At 26.3% G+C, this 20,568-nt stretch carries 15 protein-coding genes and 1 CRISPR repeat array; of the genes, 10 read left to right on the top strand and 5 right to left on the bottom strand.

The window, feature by feature from the left end; genetic code table 11:
• Nucleotides 1–91: 91 nt before the first annotated feature.
• The 3 genes from LN42_RS02350 to LN42_RS02360 are packed head-to-tail and all read right to left on the bottom strand — an operon-like array spanning nucleotide 92 to nucleotide 5,492.
• Nucleotides 92–2,284, bottom strand: a complete 2,193-nt coding sequence (locus tag LN42_RS02350) for a DUF4230 domain-containing protein (RefSeq protein WP_075780270.1) — start codon at nucleotides 2,282–2,284, stop codon at nucleotides 92–94.
• On the bottom strand, nucleotides 2,281–3,147 hold the full coding sequence (locus LN42_RS02355) for a hypothetical protein (protein WP_075780271.1): 867 nt from the start codon (nucleotides 3,145–3,147) through the stop codon (nucleotides 2,281–2,283). The genes LN42_RS02350 and LN42_RS02355 overlap by 4 nt, the downstream gene beginning before the upstream one ends.
• Nucleotides 3,148–3,167: 20 nt before the next feature.
• Nucleotides 3,168–5,492, bottom strand: coding sequence for a S1C family serine protease (locus tag LN42_RS02360; protein ID WP_075780272.1), 2,325 nt, complete (start codon nucleotides 5,490–5,492; stop codon nucleotides 3,168–3,170).
• A 131-nt stretch (nucleotides 5,493–5,623) separates the two neighbouring features.
• Between LN42_RS02360 and LN42_RS02365 the strand changes: the two genes are divergently transcribed.
• The 5 genes from LN42_RS02365 (at nucleotide 5,624) to LN42_RS02385 (ending at nucleotide 11,339) form a co-directional block, all read left to right on the top strand.
• Entirely contained in the window at nucleotides 5,624–6,988 is a 1,365-nt protein-coding gene (locus LN42_RS02365) for a hypothetical protein (protein ID WP_075780273.1), read from the top strand.
• Entirely contained in the window at nucleotides 6,985–7,869 is an 885-nt protein-coding gene (locus tag LN42_RS02370; RefSeq protein WP_075780274.1) for a hypothetical protein, read from the top strand. The genes LN42_RS02365 and LN42_RS02370 overlap by 4 nt, the downstream gene beginning before the upstream one ends.
• 27 nt (nucleotides 7,870–7,896) lie before the next feature.
• Nucleotides 7,897–8,409, top strand: a complete 513-nt coding sequence (locus tag LN42_RS02375) for a YkvA family protein (RefSeq protein WP_075780275.1) — start codon at nucleotides 7,897–7,899, stop codon at nucleotides 8,407–8,409.
• Nucleotides 8,410–9,043: 634 nt separating this feature from the next.
• A CRISPR array of direct repeats spans nucleotides 9,044–10,077; the repeat unit is 36 nt; unit sequence ATCCGAATATAACTGCTCTCTGAAAGAGATAGAAAC.
• A gap of 147 nt (nucleotides 10,078–10,224) precedes the next feature.
• A complete protein-coding gene (locus LN42_RS02380; protein ID WP_075780276.1) occupies nucleotides 10,225–10,554 on the top strand; it encodes an AAA family ATPase in 330 nt (109 codons plus the stop codon).
• Between the two features lie 113 nt (nucleotides 10,555–10,667).
• Nucleotides 10,668–11,339 carry a Crp/Fnr family transcriptional regulator gene (locus LN42_RS02385; protein WP_075780277.1) on the top strand — a complete coding sequence of 224 codons (672 nt, stop codon included), beginning with the start codon at nucleotides 10,668–10,670 and terminating at the stop codon, nucleotides 11,337–11,339.
• Here the strand turns inward: LN42_RS02385 and LN42_RS02390 are convergent.
• Together LN42_RS02390 and LN42_RS02395 are read right to left on the bottom strand one after the other, a co-directional pair.
• The gene (locus tag LN42_RS02390; protein WP_075780278.1) at nucleotides 11,336–12,334 is read right to left on the bottom strand and encodes a LacI family DNA-binding transcriptional regulator; all 999 of its coding nucleotides are present in this window, start codon (nucleotides 12,332–12,334) and stop codon (nucleotides 11,336–11,338) included. The two genes, LN42_RS02385 and LN42_RS02390, sit on opposite strands and share 4 nt — an antisense overlap.
• 171 nt (nucleotides 12,335–12,505) lie before the next feature.
• A complete protein-coding gene (locus LN42_RS02395; protein ID WP_075780279.1) occupies nucleotides 12,506–13,636 on the bottom strand; it encodes a metallophosphoesterase in 1,131 nt (376 codons plus the stop codon).
• Between the two features lie 56 nt (nucleotides 13,637–13,692).
• On the opposite strand from LN42_RS02395, the gene LN42_RS02400 reads away from it, so the two are divergent.
• The 5 genes from LN42_RS02400 (at nucleotide 13,693) to LN42_RS02420 (ending at nucleotide 20,556) form a co-directional block, all read left to right on the top strand.
• Nucleotides 13,693–15,234, top strand: coding sequence for an iron ABC transporter permease (locus LN42_RS02400; RefSeq protein WP_014295942.1), 1,542 nt, complete (start codon nucleotides 13,693–13,695; stop codon nucleotides 15,232–15,234).
• Nucleotides 15,235–15,296: 62 nt separating this feature from the next.
• Nucleotides 15,297–16,367, top strand: a complete 1,071-nt coding sequence (gene prfA / locus LN42_RS02405) for a peptide chain release factor 1 (protein ID WP_075780280.1) — start codon at nucleotides 15,297–15,299, stop codon at nucleotides 16,365–16,367.
• Nucleotides 16,368–16,380: 13 nt separating this feature from the next.
• Nucleotides 16,381–17,181, top strand: coding sequence for a RidA family protein (locus LN42_RS11030; protein WP_198029627.1), 801 nt, complete (start codon nucleotides 16,381–16,383; stop codon nucleotides 17,179–17,181).
• Nucleotides 17,182–17,217: 36 nt separating this feature from the next.
• Entirely contained in the window at nucleotides 17,218–19,140 is a 1,923-nt protein-coding gene (gene thrS, locus LN42_RS02415; RefSeq protein WP_041638749.1) for a threonine--tRNA ligase, read from the top strand.
• Nucleotides 19,141–19,275: 135 nt separating this feature from the next.
• Nucleotides 19,276–20,556: a Crp/Fnr family transcriptional regulator gene (locus LN42_RS02420; RefSeq protein WP_075780281.1), complete on the top strand. Its 1,281-nt coding sequence runs from the start codon at nucleotides 19,276–19,278 to the stop codon at nucleotides 20,554–20,556.
• The last annotated feature ends 12 nt before the right edge of the window (nucleotides 20,557–20,568 follow it).

Below are 20,568 nucleotides of genomic sequence, written 5' to 3' on the forward strand. Positions count from 1 at the left end.
CTAATTAATTTTATTATACTAAAACAAATAGATTAAGTCAATAAGTTGAAATTAAATAAAAAAGGCTCCTCGTTTTGAAGAGCCTTTTTGTTTATAATACAAACACATTAACCTTATTTCTGAGAATAAATCGAATAAGATACTTGAGATTTTCGCATATTTCTTCTGTTAGATTGTTTGATTCAGTATCATTTAAAACATCCAATATAGCTTTAATAGAAGCGTTTTTATGTTCCAATTTTTCTGGTAATTCAGAATATTCAATAAATTTCTGATATTTTAGTTTAAATCCATCTCCAAATATTTTCTTTGATGTTTCAAAAAGAAGCAAACCATTTTTTCCAAATACAAATACCGTATATACTTTAAATGCATTTTTTGGAAGGTTAAAAGCATTTCGAGTTAATACAATAATAAAGTTATTCTTAAAGAATTTTTTTGAATTTACATCACTAAAAAAGTAATATTCATCATCAAAATTATCTTTAATTAAAGATTTGAAATTTTCCTTTTCTTTTTCAGAAAACTTTTCATACATTTCAACAAAGGCATTTGCTAATGAATCTGAATCAAGAATAATGTTATTATATTTATCCTTAACCTGAAAATCATAATAAATATCAGAAAGATAAAAGTCTGGATCGTTAAAATCCTTAATTCTAACTAATTTCTTATCTTTATCATAATAGAGATAATGCTCTAATTTCTGATTTTTTACAATATTAAGATAAATTCTTTTTAGATATTCTTTTCGTTCTATATCGGAATTAATAATATTATTCCATACATTTGAATAATAAATTCCTTCATTGATTATTTCTCTTTTATATTTTTCTATTTCATCATTTTTTAAATAATTTTTATAGTTAATCATCAAATAAGTCATCACTTTATCTTTTAATAAACTTATTTTTTCATTTATATTCCAATTATAATATTCCTGCATAAGATAAGGCTCAAAAGCATTTTCTATATTTTCATTTTTTTCAAACCATGTTTTTAAATCATCTATTAATTCAATTATACGTTTATCCTTATTATTTATGTAATAATACGCTTTGGCTAATAATTTCAAATTATAATCGTTTATATTTTCTGAAGTATCTATATTTTTCTCTATCAATTTTTCAAGGTTAATAAATAAATTTCCATATTCACTATAAACATCTCTTTGTAAGGAAAGAATATTTTCCCCTAAGTTTTCGAGCGTATTTATTTTTTCTTCATCTATTGCAATCTGGCTCTTGTATAAATAATTTATAAAATCCTTATATTTTCCAACTTCTGTATAATTTTTATTTTGACTATTTCTATATGAAAACATGTAATAAATAAAATCTGATGTATACTTTTTAAAATCCTCTTCATTCTGAGTATTAAATTTGAAATTTATTAAATCTCCACCATTTAATATGAATCCAATTAAGGTATTTTTATTTCGATTGATTTTAAAGGAATAATTATAATCAAAAGGATTATCTGGGTTTACCAGTTTATAACATAATTCCCCTTTAAACTTAGATTCCACATCATTAAAAAATGTTTTATGATCCTTTTTATATTCTTGTGAAAAATTAAAAGTAAATTTAATTTCTGGATCTTCTTTATTTAAAAACTCTGCAAAATATTTGCCATTTTCATCAGAAAACTTGTATTTTCTATATAACTCATTAGTTAATTTAAAATACGCTTGAAAACGTTCGGCATTAATTTTTGTAAAGTTATTATCAGGTTCGGAAAATTTCAAATCATATTCTTCAGGAACAAACTTTTTCAAATATTCTTTTAACGCTTTTTCTGTTTTTTCATAAATTCCTTTATTTATTGCAACATCCCTTGAATACATCTTAAATCCTTCTTTTATATTGTCTTTATAATAAGAAGAATCTATTTTTATTTGATCGGTTACAATAATAGGTTTTTTATCAAAAGATTCACCATAATAGAAAATTTCAGGACTTGGAAAATAAATTACTCCTTTTGAATAAACTTTTTCTTCTGATTTTATCTTATTCAAATCTATCCCTGCTTCAACAGTATATGGATATATAGCGACATAATAATTATTATTTTCATCCTTGGCTATAAACAGAAAATCCATATTATATGAGAACACTCTTAATTGGGATAAATCTCTTATAGCTTCAATATTCAGACTTGGAATTTGTACTGAAGCTTCTTTAGATTTAGCAAAAAAATTAGAAATTATATTATATCTTGAAACTAAAAAGGCAGCTCCTATTATTAATGCTAGAGTTAGTATTCTAATTATCATTTTCTTCATTGTATCACTTCCAATAAACTATTATCCCATACAACCTCAACATTTTCATCTTGAATTGAATATAGTGGTTTTACAGCTTTTAAGAATTCTGATTTATAGTATTCTATAATATCTTTTTTAAATTCATTATCATTCCCATATAAAAACTCAAGAGCTATTAAATCTTTTGCTTTTGCTTTTATCTCTTCGTCTAATCCAAGTGAAAGGTCATTAACTGTATTTGAGCTTTGAGAAGAAGATTTTTCTAATTTTCTAACAAAATGCTTCGTTAGAAGATATCCTCCAACAGCTCCACCTAATGTTCCAACAATATTTATAGCTTTAAAATTCTTTAAAATAGAAATATTCGTTAATTTGCTACCAATCCAGGCTCCCAAAACTGTTCCTACTACTGGTGAAAATTTTTCTGTAATATCCATCAAATTACTATTATTACTTTTTATTTCAATTGGAAATGTATCAATTTCTTTTGAATTTTCTATTTCAACATCAATTTTCAACATATCTTTTTGTGGAATAGAAATATACACTATTTCCTTACCTGTTACCGGATCACTTTCGATTCTCTTTTTTAAATCTTCTACATTAAACTTTATTTCTGCTCTACCTTTAATATAATAAACTCTTGCCTTGCTTTGATTATTATCTTTATACACAATATAATTATTAAATTGAATTTCTTTAAACACAATATATTCTATATTGTCAAAATAACTTTTCTTGGGAGCTGATACTTCATTTTCTACGGGAAAGAAATAATTAAAAATAAAAACAAATAATATAAAAATCCCTATATAAAACAGGATTACAGCAAATCTTTTTAACATTCCATTTTTCTTTTTAACTTTGTCCTGCTCGTCCATAAAATCCCTCCTGTTTTTTATCAATAATTATAATATTTACTAAATTTATTCTTTAACGTTTTAAAAAGCCAATCATTTGGTAATCTGGAATCATAAAATAATTTTATAAAGTTATCTTTTTTAATTTCATAATATAGATCATTAGCAGAAATAGCAAAATTTAAGCCTTCGGTAATATTTTTATCCCCCCCCAAAGAATTGATTCCTATTACATTTCCATACTTATCAACAAGAGGCCCGCCGGAATTACCATGATTTATTGCGGTATCTGTTTGGATCAATTCAAAAAATTTGTCATTATTTATTTTATAAGCTTCATTAATCCTTGCAAATCTTATTGCTGATATAATCCCCTGTGTAAATGAAAAATCTAATCCTTTCGGATTTCCTAAAGCATAAACCTTTGTTCCAATAGTATGAGAATATAATCCTAAAGGCAATACCGGATATGTGTTATCAAGATAAAATTTAGATATGCTTAAAATCGCTATATCTTTAAATGTAGTATTTATAAAAACTTCTTCTGGAGAAACAGTTTCGCCATTAAAAAAAGTTATAGAAAGTCCGTAATAAGATATATCTTTCGTTATATCTTCACCTATTGTGGAAACAACATGTGCATTTGTTGCAATATAATAGTAAAAATCATCTTCAGCAATTATAAAACCGCTACCTGAAGCTTCCAATTCTTCATCAGAAGAATAAACATAATTATTTATTCTTACAACACTCTCCATTTTCTTTGCAATCTCTTCTGGAGAAATAATTTCTTCTCCGCTTTCCGCTATTAATAATTTATTTTTTAAATCATGTTTTTTAAAAGTTTGTATATAGTCAATAAAATTATTGTTGTTTGACATATATGTTTCGTATGCCTCAAAAATCTCAGTTCCATCTTTTTCTATATATTGTAAAATAGTATTTTCAGAACTACACAATAAAGCATAAATATTATCATTATAAGGTATATAACCTTCCAATAAATAAAAACCATTATATTCATATGTATCAATTATTTCAAACTTCTCATCTTTATATTTTAATTTAGTTAAAAATGTTTTTTCATTGTCAAAATCATATTGTGTTAAAACAATAAACCAACCATTTTTCCAATAAATATATGGCCTTGAAATAATTGGAAATTTTAAAATCTTTTTTGAAATTATTTTTTCATTAGACGACAGCATATATATTTCCTTATTATATGTAATTAACGTCAATAAATCTCCAGTAAAATTAAAGTCATAAACAACATTCCCTGAAACTAACGGATACTTATAATTACCTTTATTGGGAAGTTCACTATAAGATATATAATAAGACTTTGTTGTAGGATCATATTCTATATAATTGATAGTAAAATTTTTATCTACAAAAACGCCTTCTGGATAATAATCATTATCTACATCTGCGTAATAAACTGTTGAAATTGGTGCAAAAATATCCTCTTCATCTTGATACCAATAATCAAAATCTATTTTTATCAAATTACCATTATCCAATATTTTAATATAATTATCTTCAAAAAACACCACTTCAATTTTCCCATCCTGATTAAGGTCTGAAAATGTAGGAGGGAGTTTATGAGACTTTTTTTCAGCATAATATCTATTTATTATATTTCCTTCATAATCCAATTGGTATATATATTTTTCAGTTTGGATAAACAAATTATCAGAAAAATCAAATTCATCCCTATAAATAACACCTGAAATTATATAATCAGGTTTTGTAACAATATTGGTTTTATAAACATAAGAAATATTACTATTATTCCTTAAGAGATGTAATGTAGCTACATCCTCAGAATAATTTTCAAGATATTTTGCCATATCGGAATAATTATATAGATATTCATCGTTAATTTTTATGATAATATCGTTCTTTCTTGCATTTAATTTATTCTCTTTAATAATAAAATCATTGTCAAAATCATTGGTTATCTCAATATCTTTATATTCAAATGACTTTTTCCATTCAACACTGATTTTTTCAGAATCTGATACATAAAAAGAAATTAATGTATTATCATAATATGCATAATATGTACTAAAATATCCTGGATAAAAACACTCACCAGAAACTATTGAAACGGGAGAATACGTCTTAAAAACATCAAGAATTTCCAAATTTTCTTTATCTAATAAATATATTCCCGCATCATTATAATCTTTATCCGGAGTTCCTGGAGAAGCTAAAATAATATAATTATTTGTAACTATAGGCGCATAATAAAAAAGTTCATCTCTATCTTCCATTGAAATATTAAGTATTTTTATATCCCCAAAAGAAAAAATACTAAAAATTAATAATACTATAAAAAGTAGAAAAAATGATTTTTTCATAAAACCAGCTCCTTTTTAATGGATTTTGAAATAATAATTGATTTTTCAAAATATTCTTGTTATAATTATAATACAAAAACTTTAATTATAATAACAAAAAGAGTTTCGATTAAATAAATTGAGGGGAAAATATGGATGAAAAAATTATATTTAGTATATTAAATCACGAAAATGATATAATATATAAAAAGTATTTAAATAATGAATTTTTATTTGGAGAAAGTATAGAAACAACTATTACTCCTCTTCATGCAGCAATTATTTCAGATAACATAGAAGTTATAAAGCTCATGGAAAAAAGCGGATATAATATAGTTTATGCTCTTTTAAACAATAATGATATTTTAAATCCATATATTTTAGCTAAACGCTTAGACCGAGAAGAAATAGTAGAATATTTTGATGAAATATTAGAACAAAATTTAAATACGGATTTAAAAAATACAGAAAATTTTAAATATATAGAAATTGAAAAAGTATTTGAAGATATATTAAAAGATGCTGAGAATAAACAGAAAATACAGGAATTCTTAGAAAAATTTTTAAAACATCCCAAAAATTTATTATTAGAAACAAATATAGCAAAAAGAATTTTTTGTGAAATACCTAATGAAGAACTAGTTTTTTTTATAAAAAAAATTATAGATGTTTTAACCGATGAGTATTGCTCTATGTTTTTATATGAATTTTTGGATCCAAAATGTAAATTAGCTTCTGTATATGCATTAATAAGGATTAAAGAGAGCCAGAATATAGCTGTTTATTATAATGAAAAATATATAAACAGATTAATAGACATTTATGATATTTTTATGCTGAATGATGACGAAGATAAAATTACATATCTTGAAACTATAAACAGATTTTATATTGAAGAATTATCTGAAGATATAAAAGATTTATTTTTTGAAACACAAAATGATAAATTAAAATATATTACATACAAAATATTATTAAAATATGAATTAGAAGAATTATTTGAAATAACAAAGGAAGCAATGAAATCAGATTATCTACCTTTAAAAGAACTGGCAACACTGATATATATATTAAAATATGAAAATAATTGTAAAAAACAGGACAATATTAAATTTGAAAATTTAAGGGAAGAAGATTATATTGCTATTTCATTATTTGATACTCCATATGCGGAGGATATAATATATAAAAAATTTTCAACTTTTTCATATGATACAAAATTAAATATAATTCATAATCTGATCATTATAAGCTCAAAAAGAAGATATAACATGTTATTGGATATATATAAATTTGAAAAAAATCCTGAGATAAAAGCTGAAATCATTTATCAATTCATTATCAGAGAAATATACACACCTGAAATATTAAAAGTATTTATAGAAGATTTTATAAAGAATCTAGATGAATATAATTCGTATGATGATAATGAAGATTTTAATATATTTAGTGCCTTAGGGCATTATTTTGCAAATGTTTTGATGAAAAAAGAATTGTTTGAGGAGGATAATGTATGAAAAAAATTCTTTTATTTTTTTTGTTATCATTTTTAACTGTTTTTGTTTATGCGCAAACTCTTCTTTCAACAGAAGGTAAAAAAATTCTTGAAGAAGAATTAAATCGTTTTAATATAGAAGTTATTAATGAAATAGATAATACAACTGAGAAAATATACAATAAAATTGCAGATTATGAAAAATATTCAAAAATTTTTGTGGAGGATATTACCGATCTCGGAAGCACTTCAAAATCTATTTATTATATGTCAAAAGATTCTCTTCTAAAACTAATAAAAAGAAATTCTAATAGCTATGAAAATTATATAAAAAAAATGTTTGAACATCATTTTTTCAATGAAGAAAAAATTAAAAAAATAATAGTAGACGAGATAAATATTTTCAACATAAAAATCAATGAAAAATTATATACTTTTATAGAAAATTTAGATAAAAAACTAAGTATGGAAGATAAAAAAATACTTGAAAATGATGATGATTTTAAATCTTTTGTAAATGCTTTTGATGTAAATGGAATTTTCAAAAACAATAATGAAATTTTTTCTGAACAAATAATAAATCTAGTTTCAACTCATCAAAATTCCATATTAAAAAAAAAGTTATTCTCTGCAACATTAAAATCAGGAAGTATTGTTGGCTCATTCTTGATTAGTCTTAGTACCCAAAACCCTATCTTTGCAGCAACAAGTATATTTTACACTATTATCCTCACTTTAAACAGTGAAAAAAACAATATTAAAAAGGAAGAGTTAGCTGTAGAAATTTCTTCGCAAATAGAAAAATATGCAGATAATATTTCAAATATTGTCAAAAAATTATTAAGCCAAACAATAGATACTGAAATAAATAAAATTAAAAAATCCTTTAATCTTCTATACTGAAATAAAAAATTTAAAAGGAGTGTACTTATGCCAAATAATAATTTCAAAGACTTTGAAAATGAAGTAAATAGTTATGAAAATAAAGTTGAAATAGAGTCCGGTTCGTTTTATAAAAAATTAAGAAATAAAATTAAAAAATGGGCTGGGAAGAATAAAGATAATAAAATCCTTGAATATATATTGCTTGCGCCAGATTTATTTTATTTTTTTCTTACCGTTTTAAAAGATAAAGATGTATATGTTGACTATAAGCTAAAAATCACTGGATATCTTGCATATTTTATTTCCCCAATAGATATTATGCCTGAAATGGTTTTGGGACCAGCTGGATATTTAGATGATGTATTAATGGGATTATTATTCCTCAGAACTCTTTTAAAGGAATTGCCATATGAGTATGTAGAAGAAAAATGGCCGGGTGATAAAGAAGTTTTAAAAAATGTCTCGGTAATGATTGATAATATTCAAACCATTATTGATAGTAAAATTTTTAGAAGTGTGATGTCATATTTTTCCAAAAATATAGAGAAGAAAAAATAAGACTTTTTGTATACTCTCCTTCAAAATAGAGGGAGAGTATTGTATATGGTATGTATATGGTAAAATAAATCGACCTCTCTAAGGAAGAAAAAGCTTATGATGAGTAGTAAAATAGAAATATAACTCGTCGAAAGGAGAATGGGGGATGAAAACAATAATGGAAGCATATGAGATTATTACAATGTACAAGGGAATATAAGCAATAATAAAGAATGGATAAAAAAAACAGCAATATTCGGAAATAAGAAATTTATAAATAAACTAAATATAAAAGAAAAACAAAAGAAAGATATCCGCAAAAATAACAAAACCATAAAATACGCATAAATAAACTAAAACATATCTATGAGGTTCGCAGAGGTTTATGATTTTGTAATACTTTTCAAAAATCACTTGACAAAAGGATTTTAGAATGTTATAATAAAAATAGTTCGTATACGGACCTAAATCAAAAAACACAAAATCTCTGAAAGTAGCTTAAACAAAGAAAAACTGAAAAACAGGTACGAATATAGATAAAAAGCGGATTACAGAGATTTTATTCGAAAAAATGCTGAAAATTTCAAAATTAAAAAAAAGGTTCGAAAAATCACCTTCTAAAAAACGCTAATAATAACCACTCTAGAAACCAGCTATCCGAATATAACTGCTCTCTGAAAGAGATAGAAACACTGATTTGAAACTTTTTATCAAAACTTCCATCGTAGAGGCTATCCGAATATAACTGCTCTCTGAAAGAGATAGAAACTATCTCCGTTGGATATGATTATATCCCAATCTTCTGTTTCTATCCGAATATAACTGCTCTCTGAAAGAGATAGAAACTATTTTATGAATTTCATATGTGTATCTAATATAGGTTTTATATCCGAATATAACTGCTCTCTGAAAGAGATAGAAACTAGTATTCCAACCATTCCTCCATTGAGTTAAATCCTTCTTTATCCGAATATAACTGCTCTCTGAAAGAGATAGAAACGCTCTTATCATGCGTTCAGAAACATTAGTAAGAGCTTGGTCATCCGAATATAACTGCTCTCTGAAAGAGATAGAAACTACCTTCCCTCTATGTGGTGGGCGTGACGCACAAATTCACCCGTATCCGAATATAACTGCTCTCTGAAAGAGATAGAAACTCAATTAATTCTTTTTTATTATTAGGTTGTATCATATTAATCCGAATATAACTGCTCTCTGAAAGAGATAGAAACCTAACCCCTTCATATACAAAAGGGACGTAGTCTCGTGTCTTATCCGAATATAACTGCTCTCTGAAAGAGATAGAAACTCTCTTTCTACCCACCCGAATATTCTAAGGTGGGCATCAATCCGAATATAACTGCTCTCTGAAAGAGATAGAAACATATATAACACTATTATCAACAACTATTCTTAGTGAATCAATCCGAATATAACTGCTCTCTGAAAGAGATAGAAACTCTGGGATGACAACGTCATCCCATATAAAAATCTTTTTTACATCCGAATATAACTGCTCTCTGAAAGAGATAGAAACATTATCATACCATTGATAACGGATTAATTCTTCATCATCAGATCCGAATATAACTGCTCTCTGAAAGAGATAGAAACCGTTGAATAGAATCCCATTCAACGTTTAAAACTTTCTTAATCCGAATATAACTGCTCTCTGAAAGAGATAGAAACGAAACTATGATTGTTTGAAAACATAGTGTTTAAACTTTTCACCATCATCCAACTTACAACCACTCTCTAAAAGAGACAAAAAACTCCTGCATTTTTCAATGCAGGAGTTTTTGTATATGGTATAATAACGCCGTTGGGTTGAAAAAAATGAAGGAATTAAAAAATCTTCCTCTGGGAGAAAGCAACTTTAAAACCATAATAGAAAACAATATGTATTTCATAGATAAAAGTATGCTCATAAAAGATATATTATCAGCAGGAAGAGTAATATTAATCACTCGACCAAGAAGATTTGAAAAAACATTAAATATAAGCATGTTAGAACATTTCTTTCCAATGAAAGAAAACAGTGTGAATTTATTTAAAGATTTAAAAATCTGGAATGAAAAGGAAATATTAGAAAAGTATTTAAATAAATATCCTGTTATATTTATTAGTTTTCAGGGATCAGGTCGAAATTTGCAATTATCCTCCTAAAATTCGTAAAACTAATTATTTATATTATATTAAATTATCAGTGTCGAGAATAAATTTTATTATGATATAATTCAATTGATAATCTAGAGCGTCTGAAATAAAGGTGGGAAATTATGCAACAAATTTTTGAGCAAATATCGAAAACTCCTATTTTTAAATCATTAAAAATAACTGAAATAGAAGAGTTAATTTCTTCAGAAAAGATGATTATAAAATCTTATGAAAAGGATGAAATTATTAGATTTCGTGGAGAAAAGGTTAATGAAGTAATGATTTTGTTATCAGGACAGGTTAAGGCTGAAATGTCTGATACTCAGGGAAAGATCATAGAAATAGAAGAAATAAAGGCTCCAAACCTTCTTGCTGTTGGAGCCACATTTTCTAAAAATTCTATAATTCCTGTTGATATAATTGCAATTGAGAAATCTACAGTGGCGTTTATAAATAAAGATGAAGTTTTAAATTTATGTATGCATAATAAAGACTTTCTGCAGGAATTGATCGAATATCTGGGTACAAAATTTGTTTTTATTTCACAAAGATTATGGTTTATCACTCTTAACAATATTAAAGATAAAATCTTATTTCATATAAAAGGAAAATTAAAAGATTCTTCTGATGATTATGTAATACTCGAATATTCTGTTGAGCAATTATCTCATTTATTTGGCGTTACAAGACCATCTCTTTCAAGAGCGTTTTCTAAACTCGAAGAGGAAGGTATTATAAAAAAGGAAGGAAATAAAATTTATATTTTGAATAAAAATATCTTTAAAGATATTTAATCTCTTTTTTTAGTTGAATTCCTTATTATTAATTCAGTTTTCAGAACTATACCTTTGAATACCGGTCCATCTGAATTAATTATTTGAATAATAAGATTAGCTGCTGTATATCCCATTTTATATATTGGCTGTCTTACTGTAGTTAAAGATGGTTTATAATGTCTGCTAAATGGAATGTCATTAAATCCTGTAATGCTAACATCATCAGGTATTTTCACACCTCTTTCATCAAGGGCATCCATTAATCCATAAGCTATAAGATCATTACCACCCATTATAACATCTGGAAGTTTTTTTAAATCTATTTCTTTTCCATACTGATACCCTGCATCATATGAAAAACAGGAATATATATGTTTATATGATTTAATATTATTTTTCTCCATAAATTCAGCAAAAGCTTCGTAACGCACCTGAGCGCTAAATGTATTTTCATTACCATTTACAAAATGAAAACTTCTATGATTTGTATCGTATAAATATTGGAGCAAATCATGCATTCCCTGTTTATTATCACTTACTACATAAGAAACATCTATCCCTTTTAATATTCTGTCGAGATATACAACTTTTATCCCACGTTCTTTTAAATGTTTTAAATAAGGATTGGTAAGACCACTACCTATAAAAATAACTCCATCTATATGATTTGATTCAAATGTTTCTATGATTTTTGTTTCCTGTTCTAAATCCTGACCGGAATTACTCAATAGTAATGTGTAATCTTCTTTTTTTAAATAATCTTCTATGCCTTTAACTATATGTGGAAAATAAGGGTCTGTAATATCTGGAATAACAAGTCCTATTGTTTTCGCTTTCCCTTTTCTAAGACTTCTTGCAACTATACTGGGTTTATATTCTAATTTTTTTATTGCCTCTTCTACTTTTTTTCTCAATTCTTCTTTTACAGGAGCACTTTTGTTTATTACTCTTGAAACTGTTGAGATCGAGACTCCAGCTTCCTTTGCTACATCTTTGATATTTATTCTTTTCATATTGAATCCCTTCCCATTGTTTTATTTGTAGTTTCGAAAACGTTTTCGTAATTATAGGATATCACAAATTTAAAATAAAGTGAAATTCAATCTTTTATAATGTTTATAGGATATAATTAAATATGAGCAAAAATTTCTTTTAAGCTATTGTATGCATAATATTAATACTGTTTATTTATCAATTTCAAAAAAATCTAAAACCATATCTAAAGATTTTACATTATTCATCTTATAATTATCCGATTTTCCAACTGCTTTTGTTATGACTGTGATTTTACCAGCTTTTACTTTTAAAAGAACATATTCAAGATATCCATAATGTATCTTTTGAGTGTATGGATTTAATTTTTCTTTATGCCCCGGATCAAACGGCGCACCGCCACCACCAGTGGTGATATATGTAATATCATTTAATTTAAATCGTTCATATGCATGAACATGTCCATTAAAAACAAGTTTAACGTTATATTTTTCAAATATTGGACGCCATTTTTTTTCAAGTATTTTATTATCTCTTCTCCATGCATAAATTGAATTGTTCCAAAACGGATAATGGAAAATTATTATATTTATATAGTTCTTATTGTTTTTCAAAGTTTGTTCAAGCCATATTGTTTCCTGTTTAAATAGTTCTGAATTATTGATAATAATTGAGTCAAGAAGAATAAAATTTAAATTCCCATATTTAAATGAATACCATTGTTTGTTTTGAAATCCTCCGCCCTCTGGCAATATAAAGGCATCATAATAATATTTTGAATTTTTTTCATGATTACCAGGAATAGGGAAATATGGAATGTTTAGTCCTTTTATTGTATTGAAAAAATTGGTCCAATAATTGATATTTTCTCCGTTTTCAACCATATCTCCAACATTAATTACAAAATCTGGTTTTTCTTCTATTATTTTATCTACTATCATTCTATGAAGTTTATCATAATATCTGGTGTCTCCATATACAACAAATGTAAAATCCTTTTTTAACGGATTAAATTCGTTGAATGTATTTTTGTATATAACTTTTGAATTTTGTTTTATAATATATTCAAAATTTTCATTAACATAATCAATATTTATTGGCATATGATAAAGTTCATTTTCCTGTAATTTAATAGAATATACTTCGTTTAGATTTTTATCTATAATATGAATGGAAAGTCCTTTAATTATTCCATTTGTTTTGAAATTTAAAAATAAATCTTTACCATTATATGTAATGTATGGTGGCCATAAAAATAGTGATTTTGAAAAGAGATATAAAGCTGAAAATAATAATATGAATAATAGAATATATTTTTTCATTCTTTCACCTCAAATATACAATTATTTGGTTTATAACTTTTTTTCAGGAGGACATTATGAGAAGAATACATTTATATATAATAATATTTGCTATATTGTGGGTTTTTCCAGTATCCATCTTAATGATTAACTACTTTGATTTTCATACTTTTTTAAATGTATTTTTTAGAGCAAGAACATTAAGGATACTAAAAAACACTGTTTATCAAGCCTCATTATCAACTGTATTTTCATTTATTATCTCGATATTACCTGCAATATATGTTGCTAATAATAAAAATACATTAAGTAAAATCCTTGAAAATTCATTTTTTATTCCATTTTTCTTTCCACCAATCTCAACGATAATTTCATTTTCGATTTTATATGGAAATAATGGAATTATAAATAAAATTTTTGGTTTGAATATATTATACACCTTAACAGCTATTATAATAGCTCATTCGTTTTATAATTCTCCAATATTTGTAAAATACATTTCAGACGCATTAAGGAATATACCTAAAAATTATATTGAAAATGCAATAATAGACGGTGCTTCCAAAAAGGATATAATAAGATTTATAAAGGTTCCGCTTATTATCCCTTCTGTTTTAAAAGGTGGATTTCTTGTTTTTATGTATTCATTTGTTAGTTTTGCAATTGTTCTTTCACTTGGTGGAATAAAATATTCCACATTTGAGGTTGCGATTTTCACTACTTTAAGAAGTTCTTTGAATTTTTCAAAAGCTTTGTCTTACGCATTGATTCAATTTTTAATTCTAATTATTCTTAATTTTATAATTTCACTTCCAAAGATCCATGAAATTCCATCAGAAGAGCTATATGTTTCTAAAACTTCTATGATAACCTTTTTTATTTCTATATTTTATGTATTATTTGAATATAGTATTGTATTTGTGGGAATTTTTTCAGGATTTTATGATTTTATAAATAATAGATTTACAATAAAAGGATTATATAATCTGTTTTCTAAAAGTTTGAACAAATATTATCCTGTCATAAAAAGTATTTATAATACAACACTTATCGCGTTAATAGTAGGAATAATTTCTATTTTTTTATCTTATATCATTTTAAGGAATATTAAGAATCATAAAGATATGAGATTTGCAAATATTTTTATTATCTCTTCTCTGGGAGTGTCTTCAACATTTATTGCTATGAGTTTGCTTATTCTAAATATTGAATTTTCAATTCCTTATGCTATTTTATTGATTATTGGATATCTTGTAATTTCAATACCTCTTGGATACACATTTTTACAACAAAGAGTTTTATCCTTTGATAACTCAATTATTGAAGCTGCTAAAATTGACGGAGCAAATAAATTCCAAACATTTCTTTTTATTGAAATGCCTATACTAAAAAATTCCCTGATAAGTTCTTTTTTACAGATATTTGCCATAGTTTTTGGTGAATTTACAATTTCTTATACAATGCAAGTTTCAAATTATTTCCCCATAGTATCCAATATTAATTACACTCTATCAAACGCACGATATTATCTGGAAAGTCAGGCAATGTCCTCAATAACTGTAATAATAATATTTTTAATATTCTATATTTCCACATCTTTATTAAAAGAAGAAGTTTAAAGGTATTCAAGAATATATAAAAATATGATATAATAGCAAAAAAGGGTATAAGGAGTGTGCATATGGAAATATTATCTTTTAAAGAAAAGGTTTTAGAAAAATTAAAAGAGGTTGAAGAGAAACTCGCAGATCCTGAGGTAACCTCTAACCTCGATTTATTACAATCTCTTGGAAAAGAGCATAACAGACTTTCAACATTAAAGGAATTATTTGAAAAATATGAAAGTGTTAATGAGGATATAAAAGCGCTTGAAGAATTAAAACACGCTGAAGAGATAGATGAAGAAGAATATAATTCCATGGTTGAAGAAGCTGAAAAAAACCTCAAAAACTATTATCTTGAAATTTTAAGCCTTTTAATACCTGGAAATGAAATAAATGAAAGAAATATAATTATGGAAATCCGTGCTGGTACAGGCGGAGAAGAAGCTGCATTATTTGCTTCCGATTTAATGAGAATGTATTTAAGATATGCGGAAAATAAGGGTTGGAAACATGAAATAATGGAATTAAGCGATACAGGTATTGGCGGAACAAAAAACGCAGTTATAAAAATAAAAGGTAAAGGTGTTTTTGGTAGATTGAAATATGAAAGTGGTGTTCATAGGGTTCAAAGAGTTCCTGTTACAGAATCAGGAGGAAGAATACATACTTCAACAGCAACTGTTGCAGTATTGCCTGAAGCAACAGATGTTGATGTTAAAATAGAGGATAAAGATTTAAGGATTGATACCTATAGAGCGGGAGGTGCTGGTGGACAACACGTCAATAAAACAGAGTCTGCCGTGAGAATTGTCCACTTACCGACAGGGATTGTTGTTACATGTCAAAATGAAAGATCACAACATCAAAATAAAGAAGCTGCTATGAGTATTTTAAGGGCAAAGTTGTATGAAGAAGCATTAAGAAAACAACATGAAGAATTAACCTCTCAAAGAAGATCGCAAATTGGAACCGGGGAAAGAAGTGAAAAAATTAGAACGTATAATTTCCCTCAGAATAGAGTTACAGATCATAGAATAGGTTATACATCATATAGATTAGGATTTATACTCGACGGGGATTTAGATGAAATAATCGATAAATTAATGGAATGGGATTTAACAGAAAAATTGGAAAATCTGGAAATCTAAGGGGGATGAGAGTATGAAGTTTTATATTGATGTTGCTTATAAACTGTCCTGGATTTTGACATTTATAATTGGATTCTCTGGTGTTAGCACATCATCTGGGGTTACAGGATTTTTCTTATTCTTTTTTACTTTAACTACTTTAATATTATTGACAGGAACATATTTATTTTCAAGAACAAAAGATGGATTACATACAATAATACATTATTTTAGTATGATAGTAATTGCTTCTGCGTATATGATTTCTATGTCATTAATAAAATTAAATGTATATACTTTTACTGTATATTATATGCTCTATAATGTTTTATACGCATTTATATTAAATAATTACTTTAAGTATTTTGAGGAAAAAGACCATTTGAAGGATTTATTAAAAACTCTAAATTTAAGTTATTTCGATTATTTTGATGGTCATCAAATGAGATTAAAACTCTTTAATAATAAAAAGAGTGTAACACCAAAGAATTTTTCTGCTGTTGGTCCATACTCTCATGCAATATTAAAAGATGATGAGTTATTTATATCAGGTCAATTGCCAATTAATTATGAAACAAATGAAATGCCTGAAAGTTTTGTTGAACAGACAAAACAAGTTATGGAGAATATTAAAACTATCTTGAAATCTTCTGGTTTTTCATTAAAAGATGTTGTTCAGGTGCAGGTTTTTCTTACTGATATGTCTAAGTTTAATGAATTTAATGTTGTATATGAAAATTACTTTAAAAAAATTTATCCTGCAAGATTTGTTATAGAAGTTTCTAAATTACCAAAAGATGCAATGGTTGAAATTGCATGTATTGCTAAAAAGTAATAAATAATAATAAAGAAGGGGTGATTATATATGGAAATGATAAAGATTGTATTGCCTGATGGTTCAGAAAAGGAATATAAAAAAGGAATTACTGCAGCAGAAATTGCAAAAGGAATTTCTGAAGGATTATACAGACAATCAGTAGGTGCATTGGTAAACGGAGAATTATATGATTTAACAAGACCTATTGAAGTTGATGCAACAGTAAAATTAATTACAGATAAAGATCCTGAAGCACCTGTAATTTTCAGACATACAATGGCTCATATTATGGCACAGGCAGTAATGAGAATATATGGAAAAGATGTAAAACTTGCAATTGGTCCTGTAATAGAAAATGGATTTTATTATGATTTTGATATGGAAGAAAAGATTTCCGAAGAAGACCTCGAAAAAATAGAAGCAGAGATGAAGAAAATAATAAAAGAAGATTTAAAAATCGAAAGATTTGAAATTTCAAAAGAAGAAGCAAAGAAAATGTTTGAAGAAATGAATCAACCATATAAGGTTGAATTGCTCGAAGATATAGAAGATGATACAGTTACATACTATAAACAAGGAGAATTTATTGATCTTTGTAGAGGTCCTCATCTTCCTTCAACAGGGAAAATTAAACAATTTAAATTATTATCTGTATCAGGAGCATACTGGAGAGGCGATGAAAGAAATAAAATGCTTCAAAGAATCTATGGTACAGCATTTGCTAAAAAGGCACAATTAGATGAATATTTAAAAATGCTTGAAGAAGCAAAGAAAAGGGATCATAGAAAATTAGGTCCAAAACTCGAATTATTTATGTTTGATAGCGAATTGGCACCTGCAATGCCTTTCTTCTTACCAAGAGGAGCTAAAGTTATCAATCAGCTTATAGAATTTTCAAGAGAATTACATAAAAAATATGGATATGAAGAAATACTCACACCATTAATGATGAATGTAAAGCTCTGGCATCAGTCAGGTCACTGGGATCATTATAAAGAAAATATGTATTTCACAGAAAAAGATGAGATGGAATATGCAATTAAACCTATGAACTGTCCTGGACATATTTTAATCTATAAATCAAAGGTTGTAAGTTATAGAGACCTTCCAATAAGATATTCTGAATTTGGTAAGGTTCATAGATATGAAAGAAGCGGTGTTGTTCATGGGTTATTCAGGGTAAGAGCATTTACTCAGGATGATGCACATATTTTCTGTACAAAAGATCAAATTGAAGAAGAAGTAATCAAGGTTATGGACTTTACAAATGAATTATACAACGCTTTTGGTTTTGAATATGAAGCAAATTTAAGTACAATGCCTGAAGACCATATGGGTGATGAAAAAACCTGGGAAATCGCTACAAATGCATTAAAGGCTGCACTTGAAAAATCAGGAATAAATTATAATATTAACGAGGGTGATGGTGCATTTTATGGTCCAAAGATCGACTTCCAGATTAAGGATTCATTAGGAAGAAAATGGCAATGTGCTACAATTCAGCTTGATTTCCAGATGCCAGAAAGATTTGATATTCACTATGTAGACCACAATAATGAACTTCAAAGACCTGTTATGATACACAGGGCAATATATGGTTCTATTGAAAGGTTCTTTGGAATTTTAATTGAAAACTTTGCAGGTGCATTCCCAACATGGCTTGCACCAGAACAGGTTGCAGTAATTCCTGTTTCTGATAAATATGTTGAATTCAGTAAAGAAATTGCAGCAAAATTAGACAAAGAAGGAATAAGAGTAAAACTTGATGATTCAAATGCAACAGTAGGATACAAAATTAGAAATGCACAATTATTAAAGATTCCATATATGATTGTTATTGGTGAAAAAGAGGTTGAATCAAATAAATTTAATGTAAGAACAAGAGAAGGTAATACTGTAGAAGATATTTCTCTTGAAGATATTATTAAAACTATACATGAAGAAGTGAAAAATAGAAGCTTAAAGTTAAGCTATTAAAATTAATTAAGTACAGTTGCGGTTTAAAAAATAAGCCGCAACTGTATTTTTATTTTCAAAAAATGGAAATTCCCTTATTTGATTTTTAAATCTATAAAGAGTATAATTATAATGGAGAGTATTGGGGGAATATTTATGATAAAAAAATATAAAAATGACGAAATATTACAATTAGAAAACGAGGACCCAATAGCTTTGGTTGTTTTAAAAAACGGCCATTTGTTAAGTGAATCAAAATTTTGTAATTATAAAAAAGTCTTTATTAAAAAGGGGATTTTTTCTGAAGAATTCCTTTTTAACATAAAGACCATTGAATCGCTGAGAAATGTTAGAAATTCGGAAGTCGAACTAATTACAGATAAAAAAGAAGCGGAAGAATTTTTAAAAAATAATAAAGAATTATTAAGTCTGGCTATAAAAAAGAGAATAAAAATGCTTGTTAATATGAATGATAAAATAGCTACTGATTTTTTTACCAAAAAAAATCAACGAAGACTTGCTGAAGATTTCAAAACTGAAATTGAGGTTGAAGAAGTTAAAAAGATTTTTAAAAAAATATATAAATATAACTGGCATTATTTTTCTGATGATTTTATACAAAAATATATATCAGCAAGAGAATTAATATTATCTGAAGAATATGAAGAAGCTTATGAAAACTTAAAAAATATAGATTTATCAAATATAGAAGATAAATACTTTAAAGCCGAAATAGAAATCTGGAAAATATATTGCCTTTATTTTATGCAAAATAATAACTATGAAAAAATGTTTGAAACGCTTCATTATAAATATGATTTTTTAAATGAACTTATATCTTTCTTTATTTTAAATAAAAGCATAAAGGATAAAAAAATTGACAGCAACTTAAAAACTTATTTTAAAAAAGGGTATTTAATTCCCGCCAAGACCGTTTTGTTCTTCGAAGGAGAAGAAGGTGACTGGTCCTTTTTAAACGTTAGCGGGAGTGTATATATTTCAAAATTTTTAGACAATAAAGAAATATTATTAAATATTCTTACTGAAGGAGAAATTGTAGGGGAAATTGCTGTAATTGAAAATGTTCAAAGAACAGCTACCGTCTTTACAAAAACTCCTTTACAGTTTATTTATATAACCTCAGATAATCTGGAAAGTTTGATAAATGAAAGTTATTTATTGGGTAGAAATATTTTAAAAGCCCTTATTAAAAGAGTTGATTTTCAAAAAAAACTAATAGCTAATACAGATTTAATCGATAAAACAAAAGTATTGATTAATAAATACAGCCGTCAAAGATTAAATAAATTTAAGCTAACCCCCCAACAGTTTTTAAATCTATCAGGTTTAACAATGGATATTTCTGAATTTATAACAATATTATCCAAAAATAAAATATCCACAATTAGACCTGATGGAACTCTTTATTTTAAATAATATTTTTGGGAT

Origin of the sequence: Marinitoga sp. 1137, assembly GCF_001941525.1 — a bacterium.
Taxonomy (GTDB): domain Bacteria; phylum Thermotogota; class Thermotogae; order Petrotogales; family Petrotogaceae; genus Marinitoga; species Marinitoga piezophila.

Excerpts from the sequence above, each read along its gene's own strand:
- LN42_RS02385 (WP_075780277.1), top strand. The coding sequence starts at position 10,668 with ATGCAACAAATTTTTGAGCAAATATCGAAAACTCCTATTTTTAAATCA.
- LN42_RS02390 (WP_075780278.1), bottom strand. The coding sequence starts at position 12,334 with ATGAAAAGAATAAATATCAAAGATGTAGCAAAGGAAGCTGGAGTCTCG.
- LN42_RS02400 (WP_014295942.1), top strand. The coding sequence starts at position 13,693 with ATGAGAAGAATACATTTATATATAATAATATTTGCTATATTGTGGGTT.
- LN42_RS02350 (WP_075780270.1), bottom strand. The coding sequence starts at position 2,284 with ATGAAGAAAATGATAATTAGAATACTAACTCTAGCATTAATAATAGGA.
- prfA (WP_075780280.1), top strand. The coding sequence starts at position 15,297 with ATGGAAATATTATCTTTTAAAGAAAAGGTTTTAGAAAAATTAAAAGAG.
- LN42_RS02370 (WP_075780274.1), top strand. The coding sequence starts at position 6,985 with ATGAAAAAAATTCTTTTATTTTTTTTGTTATCATTTTTAACTGTTTTT.
- LN42_RS02395 (WP_075780279.1), bottom strand. The coding sequence starts at position 13,636 with ATGAAAAAATATATTCTATTATTCATATTATTATTTTCAGCTTTATAT.
- LN42_RS02420 (WP_075780281.1), top strand. The coding sequence starts at position 19,276 with ATGATAAAAAAATATAAAAATGACGAAATATTACAATTAGAAAACGAG.
- LN42_RS02380 (WP_075780276.1), top strand. The coding sequence starts at position 10,225 with ATGAAGGAATTAAAAAATCTTCCTCTGGGAGAAAGCAACTTTAAAACC.
- LN42_RS02355 (WP_075780271.1), bottom strand. The coding sequence starts at position 3,147 with ATGGACGAGCAGGACAAAGTTAAAAAGAAAAATGGAATGTTAAAAAGA.
- LN42_RS02375 (WP_075780275.1), top strand. The coding sequence starts at position 7,897 with ATGCCAAATAATAATTTCAAAGACTTTGAAAATGAAGTAAATAGTTAT.
- LN42_RS11030 (WP_198029627.1), top strand. The coding sequence starts at position 16,381 with ATGAAGTTTTATATTGATGTTGCTTATAAACTGTCCTGGATTTTGACA.
- LN42_RS02365 (WP_075780273.1), top strand. The coding sequence starts at position 5,624 with ATGGATGAAAAAATTATATTTAGTATATTAAATCACGAAAATGATATA.
- LN42_RS02360 (WP_075780272.1), bottom strand. The coding sequence starts at position 5,492 with ATGAAAAAATCATTTTTTCTACTTTTTATAGTATTATTAATTTTTAGT.
- thrS (WP_041638749.1), top strand. The coding sequence starts at position 17,218 with ATGATAAAGATTGTATTGCCTGATGGTTCAGAAAAGGAATATAAAAAA.